14 protein-coding genes and 1 rRNA gene are annotated in these 17,244 nt (G+C 72.3%); 7 read left to right on the top strand and 8 right to left on the bottom strand.

Annotated features, from left to right (window positions below; genetic code table 11):
* The first annotated feature begins 379 nt into the window (after positions 1-379).
* Positions 380-958: a GNAT family N-acetyltransferase gene (locus ACIP2X_RS34625; RefSeq protein ID WP_401681189.1), complete on the top strand. Its 579-nt coding sequence runs from the start codon at positions 380-382 to the stop codon at positions 956-958.
* Positions 959-1,034: 76 nt separating this feature from the next.
* Positions 1,035-2,231 (top strand): winged helix-turn-helix domain-containing protein, encoded by a 1,197-nt coding sequence (locus ACIP2X_RS34630; RefSeq protein WP_401681192.1) that lies wholly within the window; start codon positions 1,035-1,037, stop codon positions 2,229-2,231.
* 31 nt (positions 2,232-2,262) lie between these two features.
* Here ACIP2X_RS34630 and ACIP2X_RS34635 read toward each other — a convergent pair whose 3' ends face one another.
* The 7 genes from ACIP2X_RS34635 to mtnA form a co-directional block, all read right to left on the bottom strand.
* Positions 2,263-3,009 carry a response regulator gene (locus ACIP2X_RS34635; protein WP_401681194.1) on the bottom strand — a complete coding sequence of 249 codons (747 nt, stop codon included), beginning with the start codon at positions 3,007-3,009 and terminating at the stop codon, positions 2,263-2,265.
* A gap of 209 nt (positions 3,010-3,218) precedes the next feature.
* Positions 3,219-3,911 carry a ribosome hibernation-promoting factor, HPF/YfiA family gene (gene hpf / locus ACIP2X_RS34640; RefSeq protein ID WP_401681197.1) on the bottom strand — a complete coding sequence of 231 codons (693 nt, stop codon included), beginning with the start codon at positions 3,909-3,911 and terminating at the stop codon, positions 3,219-3,221.
* 312 nt (positions 3,912-4,223) lie between these two features.
* Entirely contained in the window at positions 4,224-5,093 is an 870-nt protein-coding gene (locus tag ACIP2X_RS34645; protein WP_401681200.1) for a ComF family protein, read from the bottom strand.
* 231 nt (positions 5,094-5,324) lie between these two features.
* Positions 5,325-7,163, bottom strand: a complete 1,839-nt coding sequence (locus ACIP2X_RS34650) for an LpqB family beta-propeller domain-containing protein (protein ID WP_401681203.1) — start codon at positions 7,161-7,163, stop codon at positions 5,325-5,327.
* The gene (gene mtrB / locus ACIP2X_RS34655) at positions 7,153-9,231 is read right to left on the bottom strand and encodes an MtrAB system histidine kinase MtrB (protein ID WP_401681207.1); all 2,079 of its coding nucleotides are present in this window, start codon (positions 9,229-9,231) and stop codon (positions 7,153-7,155) included. Before mtrB ends, ACIP2X_RS34650 begins: the two co-directional genes overlap by 11 nt.
* Position 9,232: 1 nt before the next feature.
* Positions 9,233-9,922 carry a two-component system response regulator MtrA gene (gene mtrA / locus ACIP2X_RS34660; protein ID WP_187281934.1) on the bottom strand — a complete coding sequence of 230 codons (690 nt, stop codon included), beginning with the start codon at positions 9,920-9,922 and terminating at the stop codon, positions 9,233-9,235.
* Between the two features lie 184 nt (positions 9,923-10,106).
* Entirely contained in the window at positions 10,107-11,264 is a 1,158-nt protein-coding gene (mtnA, locus tag ACIP2X_RS34665) for an S-methyl-5-thioribose-1-phosphate isomerase (protein WP_401681209.1), read from the bottom strand.
* A 140-nt stretch (positions 11,265-11,404) separates the two neighbouring features.
* Here mtnA and ACIP2X_RS34670 point away from each other — a divergent pair, with 140 nt between their 5' ends.
* From ACIP2X_RS34670 to ACIP2X_RS34690, 5 genes are read left to right on the top strand one after another with little or no spacing between them, the layout of a single operon-like run.
* Entirely contained in the window at positions 11,405-12,748 is a 1,344-nt protein-coding gene (locus ACIP2X_RS34670; protein ID WP_401681212.1) for a glycerophosphoryl diester phosphodiesterase membrane domain-containing protein, read from the top strand.
* Between the two features lie 4 nt (positions 12,749-12,752).
* Positions 12,753-13,568 carry a DUF4129 domain-containing protein gene (locus tag ACIP2X_RS34675; RefSeq protein ID WP_401681214.1) on the top strand — a complete coding sequence of 272 codons (816 nt, stop codon included), beginning with the start codon at positions 12,753-12,755 and terminating at the stop codon, positions 13,566-13,568.
* The gene (locus tag ACIP2X_RS34680; RefSeq protein WP_401681217.1) at positions 13,565-14,752 is read left to right on the top strand and encodes a DUF4350 domain-containing protein; all 1,188 of its coding nucleotides are present in this window, start codon (positions 13,565-13,567) and stop codon (positions 14,750-14,752) included. Before ACIP2X_RS34675 ends, ACIP2X_RS34680 begins: the two co-directional genes overlap by 4 nt.
* Positions 14,752-15,741: an AAA family ATPase gene (locus ACIP2X_RS34685; RefSeq protein WP_401681220.1), complete on the top strand. Its 990-nt coding sequence runs from the start codon at positions 14,752-14,754 to the stop codon at positions 15,739-15,741. Before ACIP2X_RS34680 ends, ACIP2X_RS34685 begins: the two co-directional genes overlap by 1 nt.
* Complete coding sequence (locus ACIP2X_RS34690) at positions 15,741-17,051, top strand: DUF58 domain-containing protein (protein ID WP_401681222.1); 1,311 nt, start codon at positions 15,741-15,743, stop codon at positions 17,049-17,051. The genes ACIP2X_RS34685 and ACIP2X_RS34690 overlap by 1 nt, the downstream gene beginning before the upstream one ends.
* 98 nt (positions 17,052-17,149) lie before the next feature.
* Here the strand turns inward: ACIP2X_RS34690 and rrf are convergent.
* Positions 17,150-17,244 (bottom strand): 5S ribosomal RNA (gene rrf / locus ACIP2X_RS34695); the annotation flags it as partial.

Genomic DNA, 17,244 nt, shown 5'->3' on the forward strand with positions numbered 1-17,244 from the left:
GTTGGTCTCCTTGCCGGTCGGGCCTGGGACGGTCGGTTTCCTTCTGACGTACTGAGCAACGGCCATCGTATGCGAGGACCCGGCCACGCCGGGAGGCCTGCCGGACCATGACGGCCCGCAGTCGCGTCCCCGTGTCGGATCCGCCGTCGAACTGCCCGGAGAAAACCGCCTTCTCACTGCCTTCGTTCTGCCTGTGATGCTGCCTGTGATCCTGCCTGGATCCGGCTCGGATCCGCCTTCGACATGCCTTTCACCCGGGACAACGGACGGGAGAGCCGGATGGTGCCGCGGCGCGCCGACGAATTGCGCGAATCGTGATCGCTCGCTCACGCAGGGCAAAGACATGGCGCTCCCCCGCTCTCCCGAGCAGAATCGGCCGATGGAGCCCGTCACGATCACCACCCCCCGCCTCCGGCTGCGCACCGTGGGCCCGGACGACACCGACGCCGTGTACGCCGCGTGCCAGGACCCCGACATCCAGCGCTGGACGACCATCCCCTCGCCCTACCTCGCCGAGCACGCCCGGAACTTCACGGAACACGACGTCCCCGAGGGCTGGGCGAACGGCTCGATGTTCACCTTCGGGCTCTTCGTTCCCGACGGCGCGCTGGCCGGGATGCTCGGCGTCAGCAGGCGCTCCCTCGGCGTCGGCGAGATCGGCTTCTGGCTGACCCGGCACCATCGTGGCAACGGCTACATGACCGAGGCCACGCGAGCGGCCTCCCGCTGGGCCTTCGTCCACCAGGGCATCGACCGCCTGGAATGGCGCGCCGAGGTGGGCAACACCGCCTCCCGCGCGGTGGCGGTGAGCGCCGGCTTCACCATGGAGGGCACCCTGAGGGCGGCCCTGAACAACAACGGCGTACGCCGCGACTGCTGGATGGGCTCCCTGCTGCCCTCGGACCTGGGGCTGCCCTCGACGGCGCCCTACCTGCCGGCCCGCGCACCGGCCGGCTGAGCCAGCCCCAGCGGGCCCATGGGCATCTGCCCAGCTCAGTCCGTGTTGTCAGTGCCACCCTCTATCGTTCGAAGACATGACGACCCCGCGCCCGGCGGAACTCTCCGCAGCCGAAGCCCGCCGCATCGCCCTTCGCGCCCAGGGCTTCCTCGGCACGCCCGACCGCAAGGCCGGCGTCCGCGGCATCCTCCGCCACCTGGGCGCGGTGCAGCTCGACACCATCTCGGTACTCGCCCGCTCCCACGAGCTCATCCCCTACGCCCGCCTCGGCGCGGTCGGCCGCAAGACCGTCGAGGACGCCTACTGGACGCCCCCGGCGACGGACGGGACCCCGTCCCAGCCCCACGCCTTCGAGTACTGGTCGCACGCCGCGTGCATCCTCCCCGTCGAGGAATGGCCCCACTTCGCCTTCCGCCGCCGCGCCTACCGCGCCCGCCCCCACTGGAACCACGAACTCCCGGACGGCGCCTACGACCAGGTGATCAAGCAGCTGCGCGCCGAGGGCCCGCTCACCGCGACGGAACTGGGCGGCGCCAAGCGCACCAGCGAGTGGTGGGACTGGTCCGGCACGAAGGTCGCCGTCGAACGCGCCCTGATGTACGGCGAGGTGGTCTGCGTGACCCGCCGCGGCTGGAAGCGCGTCTACGACCTCGCCGAGCGCGCCGTCCCCGCGGCCCTGCTGCACGACGAGCTCGACGACGCGGAGTGCCTGCGCCGCCTGGTCCGCCTCGCCGGCCAGTCGCTCGGCGTCGGCACGCGCGCGGACATCGCCGACTACCACCGCCTCAAGGGCGAGCAGGTCGACTCGGTGATCGCCGACTCGGGACTGGTCCCGGTCACGGTGGAAGGCTGGGGAAAGCCGGCCTGGGCGGACCCGGCGGCACTTCAGGCGCCCCCGCGCGGCCGCCACCGCACGACACTGCTCTCCCCGTTCGACTCCCTGGTCTGGGAGCGGGCCCGCACGGAGCGCGTCTTCGGCTTCACCCACCGCCTGGAGGCCTACGTCCCGAAGCCGAAGCGGGTGTACGGCTACTTCGCGATGCCCGTCCTCGCCGGTGGCCGCCTCGTGGGTCGGGTCGATCCGGCCCGGGAGGGCCGCACCCTCGTGGCCAAGCAGGTCACCCTGGACGGCCCGAAGGCGGTCCCGGCGGTGGCCCGGGCGTTGATCGAGGCGGCGAGCTGGGTGGACTGCACCGACGTACGGGTGGAGCGGGTGGACGCGCCGGAGCTGCGCGAGCCGCTCGCCGTGGAACTCGCCCGCGCGCTGGCCTGACCGTCGGCAGGCCGGCCGGTCGGCCGACGGCTCAGCGGATCTCCAGGATCTTCTCCCGCATCGCGTACACCACCGCTTCCATCCTGGAGTGCAGCTGCAGCTTCTCCAGGATGTTGCGCACGTGGTTCTTCACGGTGTTCTCGGAGATGAACAACTCCTTGGCGATGTCACGGTTGTTCATGCCCGTGGCGACCAGCTTGAGCACTTCCAGCTCACGGTCGGTCAGCCGAGGCGCGGGCACCAGTCGGCGCTCGTCGGTGCGCTGGATCATCGACTTGAACTCGGTGAGCAGCTTCGACGCCATGGACGGACTGATCTGCGACTGCCCGTCGGCCACCGCGCGGATCGCGGTGGACACCTCGTCCGTGGAGATCTCCTTGAGGAGATACCCGGTCGCCCCCGCCTTGATGGCCTCGTAGAGGTCCGCTTCCTCGTCGCTGATCGTCAGCATGATGATCTTCGCGCTGGGCGCCACCTCCTTGATGGAGGTGCATGCCTCGATCCCGCCCCGCTTCGGCATGCGCACATCCATCAGGATGATGTCCGGCAGCAGATCGGCGGCCTTCTCCACGGCCTCGGCGCCGTCCCCCGCCTCACCGACGACCTGGATGTCCTCCTCGGCGGCCAGCACGATCTCCAGGCCGCGGCGGAAAAGGGCGTGGTCGTCCACCACCAGGACACGAATCGGCTCCCGGCGTGCGGAGCCCTCGTCCGGGCCCATGCCGACGACGCCGTCGTCGGCGTCCTCGTTCTGCATCGGTCCGAAGCTGTCCGCCATCGTTCCTCCCCCTGAAGGCAGTGGCCTGTGGTCCTGTGCCATCGCCAACCCAAGGCAACTGTCCACCGGTTGGGCCATTGCGGCCATGATTCCATGCCCGGACGGCACTCCGGTGACGAAGCGGTCCGTGAAGTGGTCGCACACAGGTGCCCCTGGGAGCGCATCAGTGCGCTCCAGGGGCACCCGGATCAGCTGTCCTCCGGATCAGGTCAGCCGCCCAGCGGGCCCCCCGCGTCGGGGGAGGGCGTCTGGGTGACCATGGTGTCCGTGCTGAGGTGGATCACGCCGTAGTCGTACGCGTGCCGCCGGTAGACGACACTCGGTTCCTTCGTCTCGGAGTCGACGAACAGATAGAAGTCGTGCCCGACCAGTTCCATCTCGTAGAGAGCCTGGTCGAGGGTCATGGGTGCTGCGACGTGAGTCTTCTCGCGGACCACGAGGGGGCCTTCGCCCTGTACTTCCAGCGAGCCGATCTTCTTGGTGGGCACCGAGTTCGGCTCGTCCGCCTCGAAGGCGCTGCCGTCGCCGTTGAGCGTCGCCGCGCCCGGAACGTGGTCGGCGACCTCGGCTGCCGTCAGCCGGCGCACCCCCCGGCGCGTGTGACGCTTGTCGTGCTGCCTGCGCAGCCGTGCGTCCAGCTTCTCGGCGGCGAGGTCGAGCGCCGCGTACGGGTCGTTGGCCGCTGCCTCCGCCCGGATCACCGGACCGCGGGAGCGGAGGGTGATCTCCACTCGGTCGCAACGGTCCGCCTGCCGGGGGTTGGGCTCCTTGGACACCTCGACGTCGAGGCTGATCACCTTGCCATCGAGCTTCTGGATCTTGTCCAGCTTCAGCTTCTCGGCCACGTGCTTTCGGAACCGCTCGGGCACCTCGGTCTTGCGGCCCTTGACGACGATGTCCACGCAGAACTCCGTTCCCGGATCGCTCCGCTTCACTGGCGGAGCATCTCCCTTGTGCACCAGGTCCCGGTGAGCCCCGGGACCGCGGACTCGGTGACGTCCACCTCCTCCCCCATGGGCAAGATCTCCACCCGGCCGGCCGGGGTGATTGCGAAAAACCACGGCACGGCATTCGGATAAGCGAGGCGTGGCCTGCGGCCTTTCCCTCACAACCGAACATATCTCGCCCGGACGGATGTCGTCACCCTCTACTGCCGCGTACCTCCATTCCGGTGAATTGACCCTCTCACTACCTGCAACGATGCAACTTCGCAGTCAGTTCCGGTTTATTTCGAAAGAATCCGGCGACGCAGCGACCACCGCGGCAGAGATCGCGTTCCGATCACTCTTCGCCTTTCCCCGCACGGCCCACTCACGGTCCGTGCTCCCTTCCATTGATCCCGTCATCCGTTCTTGTCTCCTTTCCCCGAGGACTCCCTCGTACACGGCCGTCACCACATCTCCGCGCGTCGCGGATGCCGCACCCCCGTAACCAGCCGTTTCCTCGGCCAGCGTCACCCGTACGGCCCGCGCCGCCTCCGTCAACGACGCGCCCGTCGTCATCACGTCGTCCACCAGTACCACCCGCCCCTCGCACAACAGCCGGGCTCCGCCGGCGGTCACCGACAGTGCCCCCGCGAGGTTCTCCAGGCGCTGCCGTGCGTCCAGCCCCGCCTGGTCGGCGACCGGCCGCCGCTGCCGCAGCACCGCGAGCACCCGGGCGGGCGTCCCCGTACGGCGCAACTCGGCCGCCGCCGCCAGCGCGGTCCGCCGGGCCGGGTCGTGCCCCCTCGCCCGCACGGCCCCGCGCCCCGACGGCACGGGCACGAGCAGCACGGGGCCTTCGGGCACCCCGGCCGCCCCCGCCCGCACGGCACCGGCGAGGGCGACGCCGAGCGGCCGGGCGAGCGGCAGCGCACCCCGCTCCTTGTGTGCCAGCAGCACCGCCCGCACCGCGTCCGCGTACGGTGCCGCCGCGTGCACGACCGGCAGCCCGCGCGGCTCCGGCACGGGCCGCACCCGGCGCGGTACGGCCCCGCTCAGGGCGGCACGGCACTCCGGGCAGAGCACCGTGCGAGGCCTGCCGCAGCCTCCGCACTCGGCCGGCAGCACCAGATCGGTGAGGTCCTGCCACCACCCCCGCATGCCCACCACTGTGCCGACTCCGCCCCGGCGCCACCACCCCTGTGGAAAACCCCCTGTGGACAACTCGGCGCGCGCCCATGACAAGCGAAAACGGCCGCTCCCGCCGGGCTCATGCCCGGCGGGAGCGGCCGTCCAGCACAACCGTTCGCCGGCCGCGGGAGACGAAGAACCCGGCGAACCGGTCCAGCGGCCCGCGGCGGCCCCGCGCGCAGCCCTGGCGCCGAGGGCCCGCTACCCCGGATAGACCGGCGCGGACCCGTCCTTGACCACCGTCTGCCACTGCGCCCCGTCCGGCAGCCGCACGATCCCGTCCACCGAGTACGCCACCAGCGGCACCCGGTCGCCCTCGGAAGCGGCGATCTCCTTCACCCCGGTGAGCGCGTCGGGCGCCGGCACCTCGGGCATGGAGCCGTCGACCTGCACGTACCGCATCTGCTGCACGCCGCCCTCCTCGCGCCCGGCCACCACGAGCCTGCCGTCACCGGCCCAGGACATTGTGGTGACCTCCTCCAACTGCGGCGCCGCGGAGCGCAGTTCGAGCACCGAGACGCCCGGCACCCCCGTCACCTGGTCCTTCTCGCCGCGCTCGATCCGGCCGACCTGCAACGACTGCTTGCCGTCCTTCTCCACGACCAGCGCGATCCGGACACCGTCCGCCGCGACCCGCACGGACTGGATCCGCCCGTCCAGCCGCGGCACCTGCACCTCCACCGGCTCCCCCTTGCCCTCCGGCAGCACGAGCAGCCGCGCGTCCTCCGGGTTGCGGTCGGCCACCCACAGGTCGCCGCGCGCGTCCCAACTGGGCGTGGTCAGGCGGTCCTTCTCCGTCCGGCCGGTGCTGCGCACCACCGGCTCCCCGAGCGAACCGCCCGACGCGAGCGAACCGACGTACAGCGCCTTGCCGTCCAGGCCGACCCCGGCCGCGGTCTGCTCCTCCCGCGACACCGCCGCCGAGCGCAGCGTCCGCACGCCCTCGCCCAGCTCTCCCGGCACCGGCTCGGCCTTCGCGCTCCGGCTGCCCGCCGGGATCCGGACGAGCCGGTGCTGCCCGTCCACGAAGTAGAGGAAGTCCACCCGCCGGGCCGACCCGTGCGTGGCGACGGCGGCCGCCCCGTCCTCGTTGAGCACGCACAACTGCGTACCGCCAGCCTGCAGTTCGATCTCGTCCACCGCGGGCGTGAGGTTCTGGAGGGTGAACAGCAACTGGGCGGCCATCTCGCTGCACTTGGCGGGTCCGACCCGGGCGGCCTTGTCGTTCAGCGGCACGGTCAGCCGGTTGCGGTCGTCGGGCGTGAGCGCGCCGACGCCCTTGCGCAGCGCCGTGCCCGTCGGGAAGCCCGACCTGACCACGGGACCCAGCCAGGTGGTCGGCCCGTTGAGCAGGGAGCGCACGATCTGCGTCATGGGGTCCACGCGCCGGCGCACGTACACCGGATCGGCGACCGCCGCGGGCTGCGAGGACGCGCCCACCGCGGCGTCGGAGGCGAAGTAGTACTTGTTGGCGGACATGTAGTTGCGCTGGAAGTCCGACTGACCCATGACGACGCCCTGGGGCAGCCCGTCGATGCGCCACTGCTCGCTCTTCTTGTCCCGCGTGAGATGCACCGGCCGGCTGTAGGAGCCCTCGGTCGGTGTGTACGACTGCTGCGCGTCCACCAGGGCGATCTTGGTGCCGGTCAGCGTGAACGAGAAGTCGACGCCGTCCTGCCGGGTTCCCCCGGAGTTCGCCTGGGTGTCCGGCCCGTCGGCGAGCACCGTCGTGGACAGCTCCGGCTGCCAGGTCTTCGCGGCCGCCGCCGTCAGATACTGCTTCGCCGTCGCATAGTGCGGGTCGTCGCTGGTCAGCGCCTCGAGAAAGCCCTGCACGATCTCCGACGGCGGCGCGTCCTCACGCGGCGGCATCGGAAAGACCCGCACCTGCGTCTCCTGGCGCGGCGTGGACTCCACGCCCCGCAGGTCCCCGCCGTCGGGCATCGAGGCGCACCCCGTCAGCAGCACGGCGCCACAGGCGACGTACGCCACCGCGCGTCCCGGCGTGCGCCGGGAGCCCCCCTCGCGGTCAGCGCCCACGAAATGCCTCCCCTTGATCGTTCAACTCCTGCGGCCCGGCGTCCACGGCACCGGTCGGGGCCGTACTGCGCGCCGCCTCACCGACCGGCTGCTCCCCCGGCCCCCGTGACCCGCTCGCGGGCCGGGGCACGACGCGGGCGCCGTTGCCGGGCAACGCCGTCGGATCCGCCGTCGGGGCCACCGCGGCCGACCGGGGTGCGATCGGGTCGCGCGCGGTCATCTGTCCGCTGCCCGTGGACTGGGCCGGCACGGTGGCGGTCTTCACCCCGCCGCCGCGCGGCAGACCGGCGTCGTCGAGGCCTCGGTTGCGCCGGGAGTCCTTGGGTTCCAGCGGTATCGGCGAGCCCCTGAGCGGCTCGTCCGCGGTGCGCGGCAGCGTCAGCCGGAACTGCGAGCCGCCGCCCGGCTCACCCCACGCCTGCAGCCAGCCCCCGTGCAGACGGGCGTCCTCCAGGGCGATCGACAGCCCGAGGCCGGTGCCGCCCGTCGTACGCGCGCGTGCGGGGTCGGCCCGCCAGAACCGGCTGAAGACCCGGGTCGCCTCCCCGGGCTTGAGCCCGACGCCGTAGTCACGTACCGCGACCGCGACCGCCCCGCCCGCCGCGGCCAGCTTGACGACGACGTCCTTGCCCTCGCCGTGCTCCACGGCGTTGACGACGAGATTGCGCAGCACCCGCTCCACCCGCCGGGCGTCGGCCTCGGCGACGACGGGCTGCTGGTCGCCGACGACACGTATGTGCGTGCCCTTGCGCTCGGCGAGGGGCTCGGCGCCGCTGACCACGCGCCGCACGACCTCCCTGAGGTCTATCGGCTCGGCCTCCAGCGCCGCCGCACCCGCGTCGAAGCGGCTGATCTCCAACAGGTCCGCGAGCAGCGACTCGAACCGGTCGAGCTGGTCGGCGAGCAGCTCCGCCGACCGCGCGGTCACCGGATCGAAGTCCACCCGCGCCTCATGGATGACGTCGGCCGCCATCCGCACGGTCGTCAGCGGTGTCCGCAGCTCGTGCGACACGTCGGACACGAACCGCCGCTGCATCCGCGACAGGTCCTCCAGCTGCTGGATCTTCAGCTGGAGGTTCTGCGCCATCTTGTTGAAGGCCTCGCCGAGGCGCGCGATGTCGTCCTCGCCGGTGACCTTCATCCGCTCCTGCAGCCGGCCGGCCGACAGCCGCTCGGCGATCCCGGCCGCCATCCGCACCGGCGTCACGACCTGCCGCACCACCAGCCAGGCGATGGCCCCGAGAAGGACGACGACGAAGAGACCGGCCGTCGCCAGGGTGCCCTTGACCAGGCTCAGCGACTTCTCCTCCTGCGTGAGCGGGAAGAGGTAGTACAGCTGGTACGGGTCGCCGTTGGGGTCGTTGACCTCCTTGCCGATGACCAGCGCGGGCTGCGAGCCCTTGTCACCGCTGTACACGATGCGGGTGTAGCTCTGCGCGGCCGTCGGACTGCTGTTGACGCGCTCGCGCAGAGCCTCCGGCACGCTCGTGTTCGGGTCGACACCACCGGAGGCACGCGGTCCGCGCCCCCCGCCGCTGTTGTCACCGGCCGGCAGCGTCACCACGTCGAAGGCGCCCTGCCCACCGCTGGAGAGCGAGGAGACGAGATCGCTCATCCACTGGATCACGTTCTGCGAGGACCGCCCGTCCACCGCCGTGGACGGGTCCTCACCCGTGCCGCTCGCCGCCTCGTCGGCCCGCTGCTTGGCCACCGCGAATCCGCCCGTGGCCTGGCTCTGCGACGCCTTCACCTTGGCGTCCAGCAGTCCGTTGCGCACCTGTCCGATGACCACGAAGCCGAGCAGCAGCACGACACCCAGCGACATCAGCAGGGTGGTGACCACGACCTTGAGCTGAATGTTCCGCCGCCACAGCCGCATGACGGGCAGCAGCGGACGCCGTACCCAGCGCATGAACAGGCGAAAAACCGGGCTGCCCTGGACTCCGCCACGGAGCAGCCCGCTCTCCAGAAGGCGGCCCCAGCGGGAACCCGCCGCCTTCCGGCCGACAGGCCGCCCCGCGCGGGTCCCGGACCGGCCGGGCGCCGAAGCGGCACTGTCCTTGGACATGTCAGCTCGGCCCGGCCTTGTAACCGACTCCCCGGACGGTCACCACGATCTCCGGCCGCTCCGGGTCCTTCTCGACCTTCGAGCGCAGCCGCTGCACATGCACGTTGACCAGCCGCGTGTCCGCCGCGTGCCGGTAGCCCCACACCTGCTCCAGGAGCACCTCGCGGGTGAACACCTGCCACGGCTTGCGGGCCAGCGCCACCAGCAGGTCGAACTCCAGCGGCGTCAGCGCGATCGACTGCCCCTCGCGCTTGACCGAGTGCCCGGCCACGTCGATGACCAGGTCACCGATGGCGAGCTGCTCCGGCGCGGGCTCCTCCGACCGGCGAAGCCGCGCCCGGATACGGGCCACGAGCTCCTTCGGCTTGAACGGCTTCACGATGTAGTCGTCGGCCCCGGACTCGAGACCCACGACCACGTCGACGGTGTCGCTCTTCGCCGTGAGCATCACGATCGGCACCCCGGACTCCGCCCGGATCAGCCGGCACACCTCGATGCCGTCCCGTCCGGGCAGCATCAGGTCGAGCAGCACCAGATCCGGCTTGGCCTCCCGGAACGCTGCCAGCGCCTTGTCCCCGTCGGCCACGAAAGACGGCTCAAAACCTTCACCACGCAGCACAATGCCGAGCATCTCGGCCAGTGCGGTGTCGTCGTCGACGACAAGGACTCGTCCCTTCATAAACGACATCATCCCATTCTCATAACGGTGAAGGAGGCGCAGGTGAGCAGGCTCACTGGCCAGTGACGATAGTCGTATCGGGTCACTACTGTCTGCCCTCGACCAGATGTCAGCGGCCCCTCGCCCCGCAGAGCACCGCAGCGCACCGCGGATCAAGGGGCCCGAGACCCTCTACCAGGCCGACATCAGGCCAAGATCAGGTCACCGCCGGCCCCTGGCGGACGGCCGCGACCCCCGCCCGGTCACACATCTCCGCCAGCGCCTCGGCCGTCACCGGCGACACCGCGCCCTGCTCCGTGACGATCGCCGTGATCAGCTCCGGCGGCGTGACGTCGAACGCGGGGTTGTACGCCTGCGTCCCCAGAGGCGCCACCGGCACCCCGCCGCCCGCACCCGTCACCGGCACGTTGGGAGCCGCGAGCTCGGTCACCTCGTACCCCGGCCGCTGCTCCACCTCGATCGACGCCCCGTCCGGGGTCTCCAGGTCCACCGTCGTCACCGGCGCCACCACGATGAACGGAACATGGTGGTACCGCGCCAGCACGGCCAGCGGATAGCTGCCCACCTTGTTCGCCACCGAGCCGTCGGCCGCGATGCGGTCCGCCCCGACCAGCACCGCGTCCACCTCCCCCGCCGCGAACAGCGAACCCGCCGCGTTGTCGGTCAGCAGCGTGTACGCCATGCCGTTGCGCGCCGCCTCGTACGCCGTGAGCCGGGACCCCTGCAGCAGGGGACGCGTCTCGTCCACCCACAGCCGCCGCAGCTGCCCCACCCGGTGCGCGGCGAGCGCCACGGCGAACGCCGTGCCCTCCCCGCCCGACACCAGCGCGCCGGAATTGCAGTGCGTGAGGATCCGATGCCCGCCGCCCGGCAGCAGCTCGTCCAGCAGCGCCAGCCCGTGCTCGGCCATCAGGGCACTGGCCTCGGCGTCCTCGCGGTGCAGCTGCCGCGCGGCCGCCAGCGCCGCCCCGGCGGCCTGCTCGGCGTCGGCCCCGCCGGCGAGCGCCGCGTCGTACGCGGCCCGCGCCCGGCGCACGCCGAGCGAGAGGTTCACCGCGGTCGGCCGGGCACTCTCCAGCGCCACGGCGGCCTCGTCCACGCCGAAGCCGCGCGCGGCGGCGAGCGCGACGCCGTACGCGCCCGCGATGCCGAGCAGCGGCGCCCCGCGCACGGCGAGCGAACGGATCGCCTCCACCAGGGCGGACGCGTCCGTACAGACCAGTTCGACCTCCTCGGCGGGCAACCGCGTCTGATCGAGAAGGACCACCACGGGTCCTTCGGGGGGTTCGTCCCAGCGGATCGCCGGACTACCGGTGGACTTGTCCTCGCCGGATTGCGCGTACTGATCAGCCATGCGGTCAGTGTGCCCGTTCCACGACGGACAATTGAAGGTGTGGCACCCATACCGCGGCCGGTCCCTGGGTGAACGCCCCATGGCACGATGTCTGCCAACCTGCCACCGCGACAGCGGACGGGCACTGTGAAGGAGCGACGATGAACGACACTCCGGGCTGGGCCTCGCCCGGATCCGCCCCGTCCAACGGGCAGGAGCCCGGCACGTCCGGCCCTGCCGCGCCGGCCGACCGGCCCGGCCCCGCGCAGCCCCCGCAGCCCGAGGACCAGCCAGGCCCCCAGGCGCCGCAGCCCGGCGCGAAGTGGTCCAAGGAGCAGCCGCCCCCCGCGCAGTGGTCCGCCCCCACCGGTCCACCGGCCCCGGGACAGACTCCCCCGCCCCCTCCCCCCGGCCCCGGCTGGGGCGGGCAGCGGCCCCCCGGCGGTCCCGGAGGGTACGGCGGCTGGCAGGGCCCCGGCGGCGCCTGGGGCGGCCAGTGGGGCGGCCCGCCGCCCGCCGCCAAGCCCGGCGTGATCCCGCTCCGCCCGCTCGGCGTGGGCGAGATCCTCGACGGCGCCGTCTCCACCATGCGCACCTACTGGCGCACCGTGCTCGGCATCGCCCTCACCGTCGCGATCTGCACGGAGATCGTCGTCATCCTGCTCCAGGGCCTCGTCCTGAACGAGCGGACCAGCACCGAGGCCCTCGAGGACCCCAACGCCACCCTCGGCGAACTCAGCCGCGCCCTCGGCGACGCGCTGCTCAGCTCCGGGGTCGTCTTCCTGATCTCCCTGATCGGCACGGTCGCGGCGACCGCGCTGCTGACCACCGTCACCAGCCGCGCCGTCCTCGGCAAGCCCGTCACCACCGGTGAGGCCTGGCGCGACGCCCGCCCGCGCGTGCTGAAGCTGTTCGGCCTGATCTTCCTGCTGCTCCTGATCGCCCTGGGCGTCGCCGTCCTGGGCGCCGTACCCGGTCTTCTGGTGACCCTGTCCGGAGGGGGCGGCGCCGGCGCCGCACTCACCGTCCTCGGCACCCTGTGCACCGCCGTCCTCGCCCTCTGGCTGATGGTCCGCTTCTCCCTGGCCTCCCCGGCCCTGATGCTGGAGAAGCAGGGCATCCTCAAGGCGATGAGCCGCTCCGCCAGGCTCGTCCGCGGCTCCTGGTGGCGCGTCTTCGGCATCCAGCTGCTCGCCACGATCATCGCCAACATCGTCGCGGCGATCGTCGTCATCCCCTTCACGTTCCTCGCCGCCGCCTTCAGCGGCGACGGCGTCAGCGGATTCCTCGACGGCACCGGCGACATCGGCTGGACGTTCCTGATCATCAGCGGCATCGGCTCGGTGATCGGCTCCATGATCACCTTCCCGATCACGGCCGGCGTCACCGTCCTCCTCTACGTCGACCAGCGCATCCGCCGCGAGGCCCTCGACCTCGAACTGGCCCGCGCCGCCGGCGTCCAGGGCTACGGCACCAGCACCTCGCACCCCGCGCCCGGGAGCTGATGCGGTGAGCCTCACCGGGGGAGTCCTCTCAGCTGTGCCACCCCTGCCACGCGCCGGCGAAGCCGCCGTCCGCGCCTGGCTGCGCGCCGCCGACCTGACCGCACGACCGCCGCACCGCTCCGGCGGCACCTCCCTGCTGTCACTGCCCGGCTCAGACGACGAACCGCCGCTCACGATCCCCCGCGACCCCGCGCAGGACGCGGCCCGCCGCGAGCTGTCCAAGCGCATGTACCACGAGGACGACCCCGGCCTCTTCCAACGCCTCCTCGACGCCTTCTGGGAGTGGCTCGGCAAGCTGCTCCGCCTCGCGTCCGACGCCACCCCGGGAGGCACACTCGGCCTCGTCGTGGTCGTCGTCGCCGTCCTCGCGGTGCTCGGCGCCCTGTGGTGGCGCCTGGGCACCCCGACCCGAGTACCCACCTCCTCCGCCGCCCTGTTCGACGAACGGCCCCGCAGCGCCGCCGAACACCGCGCGGCCGCCGAGGCGCACGCCGCCCAGGGCCACTGGAACCAAGCGCTCCAGGAACGCATGCGCGCCATCGTCCGCGCACTGGAGGAACGCGCCCTCCTCGACGCCCGCCCCGGCCGCACCGCCGACGAGGCGGCCGCCGAAGCGGGCCGCGCCCTGCCCTCCCACGCGGACCGGCTGCGCTCCGCCGCCCGGGACTTCGACGACGTCACATACGGCGGCCGCACGGCCGTCGAACCGTCGTACCGCCGCCTCGCCGAACTCGACCGCGACCTGGAACGCGCCAAGCCCCAGCTCACCAGCAGCGCCCACAGCGCGGACCACGACACCCGCCAGGGAGCCGCCGGATGACGACCGAGGCGACACTCCCCGCCACCTCGGCCTCGCGCACCCCCCGCCAGGTGTGGACCCGCACCCGAGGCATCGTGCTGGCCCTCGTCCTGCTCCTGGCCGGAGCGGTCGTGATCGCCCTGGTCCGCTCGGACGCCAACCGCGGCAGCCTCGACCCGCGCTCCACCGCCCCCGAGGGCAGCCGCGCCGTCGCCGAACTCCTCGCCGACCGCGGCGTGTCCACCCGCGTCGTCACCACCCTGGAAGCGGCACGCGCCGCGGCCGCCCCCGACACCACTCTCCTGATCGCCGTCCCCGACCTGCTGGGGCAGGCCCAGAAGACCCGGCTGCGCTCCACGATGGCCGAATCCGGCGGCCGCACGATCCTCGTCGCCGCCGGCAGTTCCTCCGTCGAGCAGCTCGCCCCCGGCGTCACCGCCGACCCGGCCACCAGCCTCCGGTCCACGCTCGAACCCGAGTGCGACTTCCTTCCGGCCCGACGCGCGGGCGCCGCGGACACGGGCGGTCTCCGCTACACCGCCCTGCACCTCGAGGCCGACGAGTGCTACCCGAGCCAGCGCCTGGCCACCCTGATCCGCTTCCCCGAGGCGTCCGGCGGCGACACCGTCGTGCTCGGCGCGCCCGACATCCTCTTCAACGACCGTCTCGGCGAGCAGGGCAACGCCTCGCTCGCCCTCCAACTCCTCGGCTCGCGCCCCCATCTGGTCTGGTACCTCCCCTCACTGGCCGACGCCTCCACCCCGGACGAAGAGCGCGACATCTTCGACCTGCTCCCCTCCGGCTGGCTCTGGGGCACCCTGCAGCTCTTCATCGCCGCAGCCCTCGCCGCCCTGTGGAGGGCACGCCGACTCGGCCCCCTCGTGCCCGAAAACCTCCCCGTGGCGATCCGCGCCTCCGAAACCGTCGAAGGCCGGGCCCGCCTCTACCGCAAGGCGAACGCCCGCGACCGCGCCGCCGCCGCTCTTCGCTCCACCACCCGCACCCGCCTCGCCCCCCTCGTAGGCGTCCCCGTCGCCCAGGCGCACGCGCCCGAAGCCCTGCTCCCCGCGCTGTCCGCCCACCTCCACGGCGACGGACAGTCCCTGCAACCTCTCCTCTTCGGCCCGCCGCCCGGCGACGACGCGGCCCTCATCTCCCTCGCCGACCAACTCGACGCCCTCGAAAGAGAGGTACGCCGTCCATGATGGACCCGACCACTGACAACGCCGGGCCGAGCGGGGACGCGGGCAGCGCCCGAGCCGCCCTGGAGGCCTTGCGCGCCGAGATCGCCAAGGCCGTGGTCGGCCAGGACCCCGCCGTGACGGGCCTTGTCGTCGCACTCCTGTGCCGCGGACACGTCCTGCTCGAAGGAGTCCCCGGCGTCGCCAAGACGCTGCTGGTCCGCGCCCTCGCCGCCGCGCTCGAACTCGACACCAAGCGCGTCCAGTTCACCCCCGACCTCATGCCGAGCGACGTCACCGGCTCCCTGGTCTACGACGCCCGCACCGCCGAGTTCTCCTTCCAGCCCGGCCCGGTCTTCACCAACCTCCTGCTCGCCGACGAGATCAACCGCACGCCCCCGAAGACCCAGTCGTCGCTCCTGGAAGCCATGGAGGAACGCCAGGTCACGGTGGACGGCACCCCCCGCCCCCTGCCCGACCCGTTCCTGGTCGCCGCGACCCAGAACCCGGTCGAGTACGAGGGCACCTACCCCCTGCCCGAAGCCCAGCTGGACCGTTTCCTGCTGAAGCTGACCATCCCGCTCCCCTCCCGGCAGGACGAGATCGACGTCCTCACCCGGCACGCCGAGGGCTTCAACCCGCGCGACCTGCGCGCCGCGGGCCTGCGCCCCGTGGCGGACGCCGCCGTGTTGGAGGCCGCCCGCACCGCCGTCGCCAAGACCACCGTCTCCCCCGAGATCACGGCCTACGTCGTCGACATCTGCCGGGCCACCCGCGAATCGCCGTCCCTCACTCTGGGCGTCTCCCCACGCGGCGCCACCGCCCTCCTCGCCACCTCCCGCGCGTGGGCCTGGCTCACCGGCCGCGACTACGTCACCCCCGACGACGTCAAGGCCCTGGCCCTCCCCAGCCTCCGCCACCGGGTCCAGCTCCGCCCGGAGGCCGAGATGGAAGGCGTGACGACCGACTCCGTCATCAACGCCGTCCTCGCCCACGTCCCCGTGCCCCGCTGATGGCGCTCACCGGACGCGCCGCACTCCTCGCGGCCCTCGGCTCCCTCCCCGTGGGCCTGTGGGAGCCCAGCTGGACAGGAATCCTGGCCGTCAACGGCCCCCTGGCCCTCGCCTGCGCCTGCGACTACGCCCTCGCGGCACCGGTACGCCACCTGGGCCTGACACGCTCCGGCGACACCTCCGCACGCCTGGGCGAGACAGCGGACGTCACCCTCACCGTCACCAACCCCTCCCGTCGCACCCTGCGCGCCCGGCTCCGCGACGCATGGCCCCCGAGCACCTGGCAGCCGGGCACCGAGTTCGCCGCCTCCCGTCACCGCCTGACGGTCCCCGCAGGCGAACGCCGCCGCGTCACGACCCGTCTCACCCCCACCCGCCGCGGCGACCGCCAGGCCGACCGCGTGACCATCCGCTCCTACGGTCCCCTGGGGCTCTTCGCGCGCCAAGGCACCCACAAGGTCCCCTGGACGGTCCGCGTGCTGCCCCCCTTCACCAGCCGCAAGCACCTCCCGTCGAAACTCGCCCGCCTCCGCGAACTCGACGGCCGGACAAGCGTCCTGCAGCGAGGCGAGGGCACAGAATTCGACAGCCTGCGCGAGTACGTCCCCGGCGACGACACCCGTTCCATCGATTGGCGCGCGACAGCCCGCCAGACCACAGTCGCCGTCCGCACCTGGCGCCCCGAACGCGACCGCCACATCCTCCTGGTACTCGACACCGGCCGAACCTCCGCCGGCCGCGTGGGCGACGTCCCACGGCTAGACGCCGCCATGGACGCCGCACTGCTCCTGGCCGCCCTGGCCTCCCGCGCCGGCGACCGCGTCGACCTGCTCGCCTACGACCGCCGGGTACGCGCCTCGGTCCAGGGCCGCACGGCAGGCGATGTCCTGCCGTCCCTGGTCAACGCCATGGCCGGCATCGAACCCGAACTCGTGGAGACCGACGCCCGCGGTCTCGCCGCCACGGCACTGCGAACGGCCCCTCGCCGCTCCCTGATCGTCCTTCTCACCACTCTGGACGCGGCGCCGGTGGAAGAGGGCCTGCTGCCCGTGCTCCCTCAACTCACGCAACGCCACACGGTCCTCGTGGCCGCCGTGGCCGACCCGTACATCGCCCGCATGGCGACCTCGCGCGGTAACACCGAGGCGGTCTACGACGCCGCGGCCGCCGCCCAGGCGCAGTCCGAACGCCACCGCACCGCCGAACAGCTCCGCCGACACGGAGTGACAGTCGTGGACGCGACGCCGGAAGACCTGGCGCCGGCGCTGGCGGACGCCTATCTGGCGCTCAAGACGTCGGGCCGCCTCTGACTGAGCGCGAGCCTTCAGCGAATTCGTCTGAAGGCCCTCGACATCCCCTAAAACGCAGAAAGCCCCGCATCCGAAGATGCGGGGCTTTCCCAAAAATTGTTCGGCGGTGTCCTACTCTCCCACAGGGTCCCCCCTGCAGTACCATCGGCGCTGAAAGGCTTAGCTTCCGGGTTCGGAATGTAACCGGGCGTTT

It is taken from the genome of Streptomyces sp. NPDC089424 (assembly GCF_044749345.1).
Classification (GTDB): Bacteria; Actinomycetota; Actinomycetes; order Streptomycetales; family Streptomycetaceae; genus Streptomyces.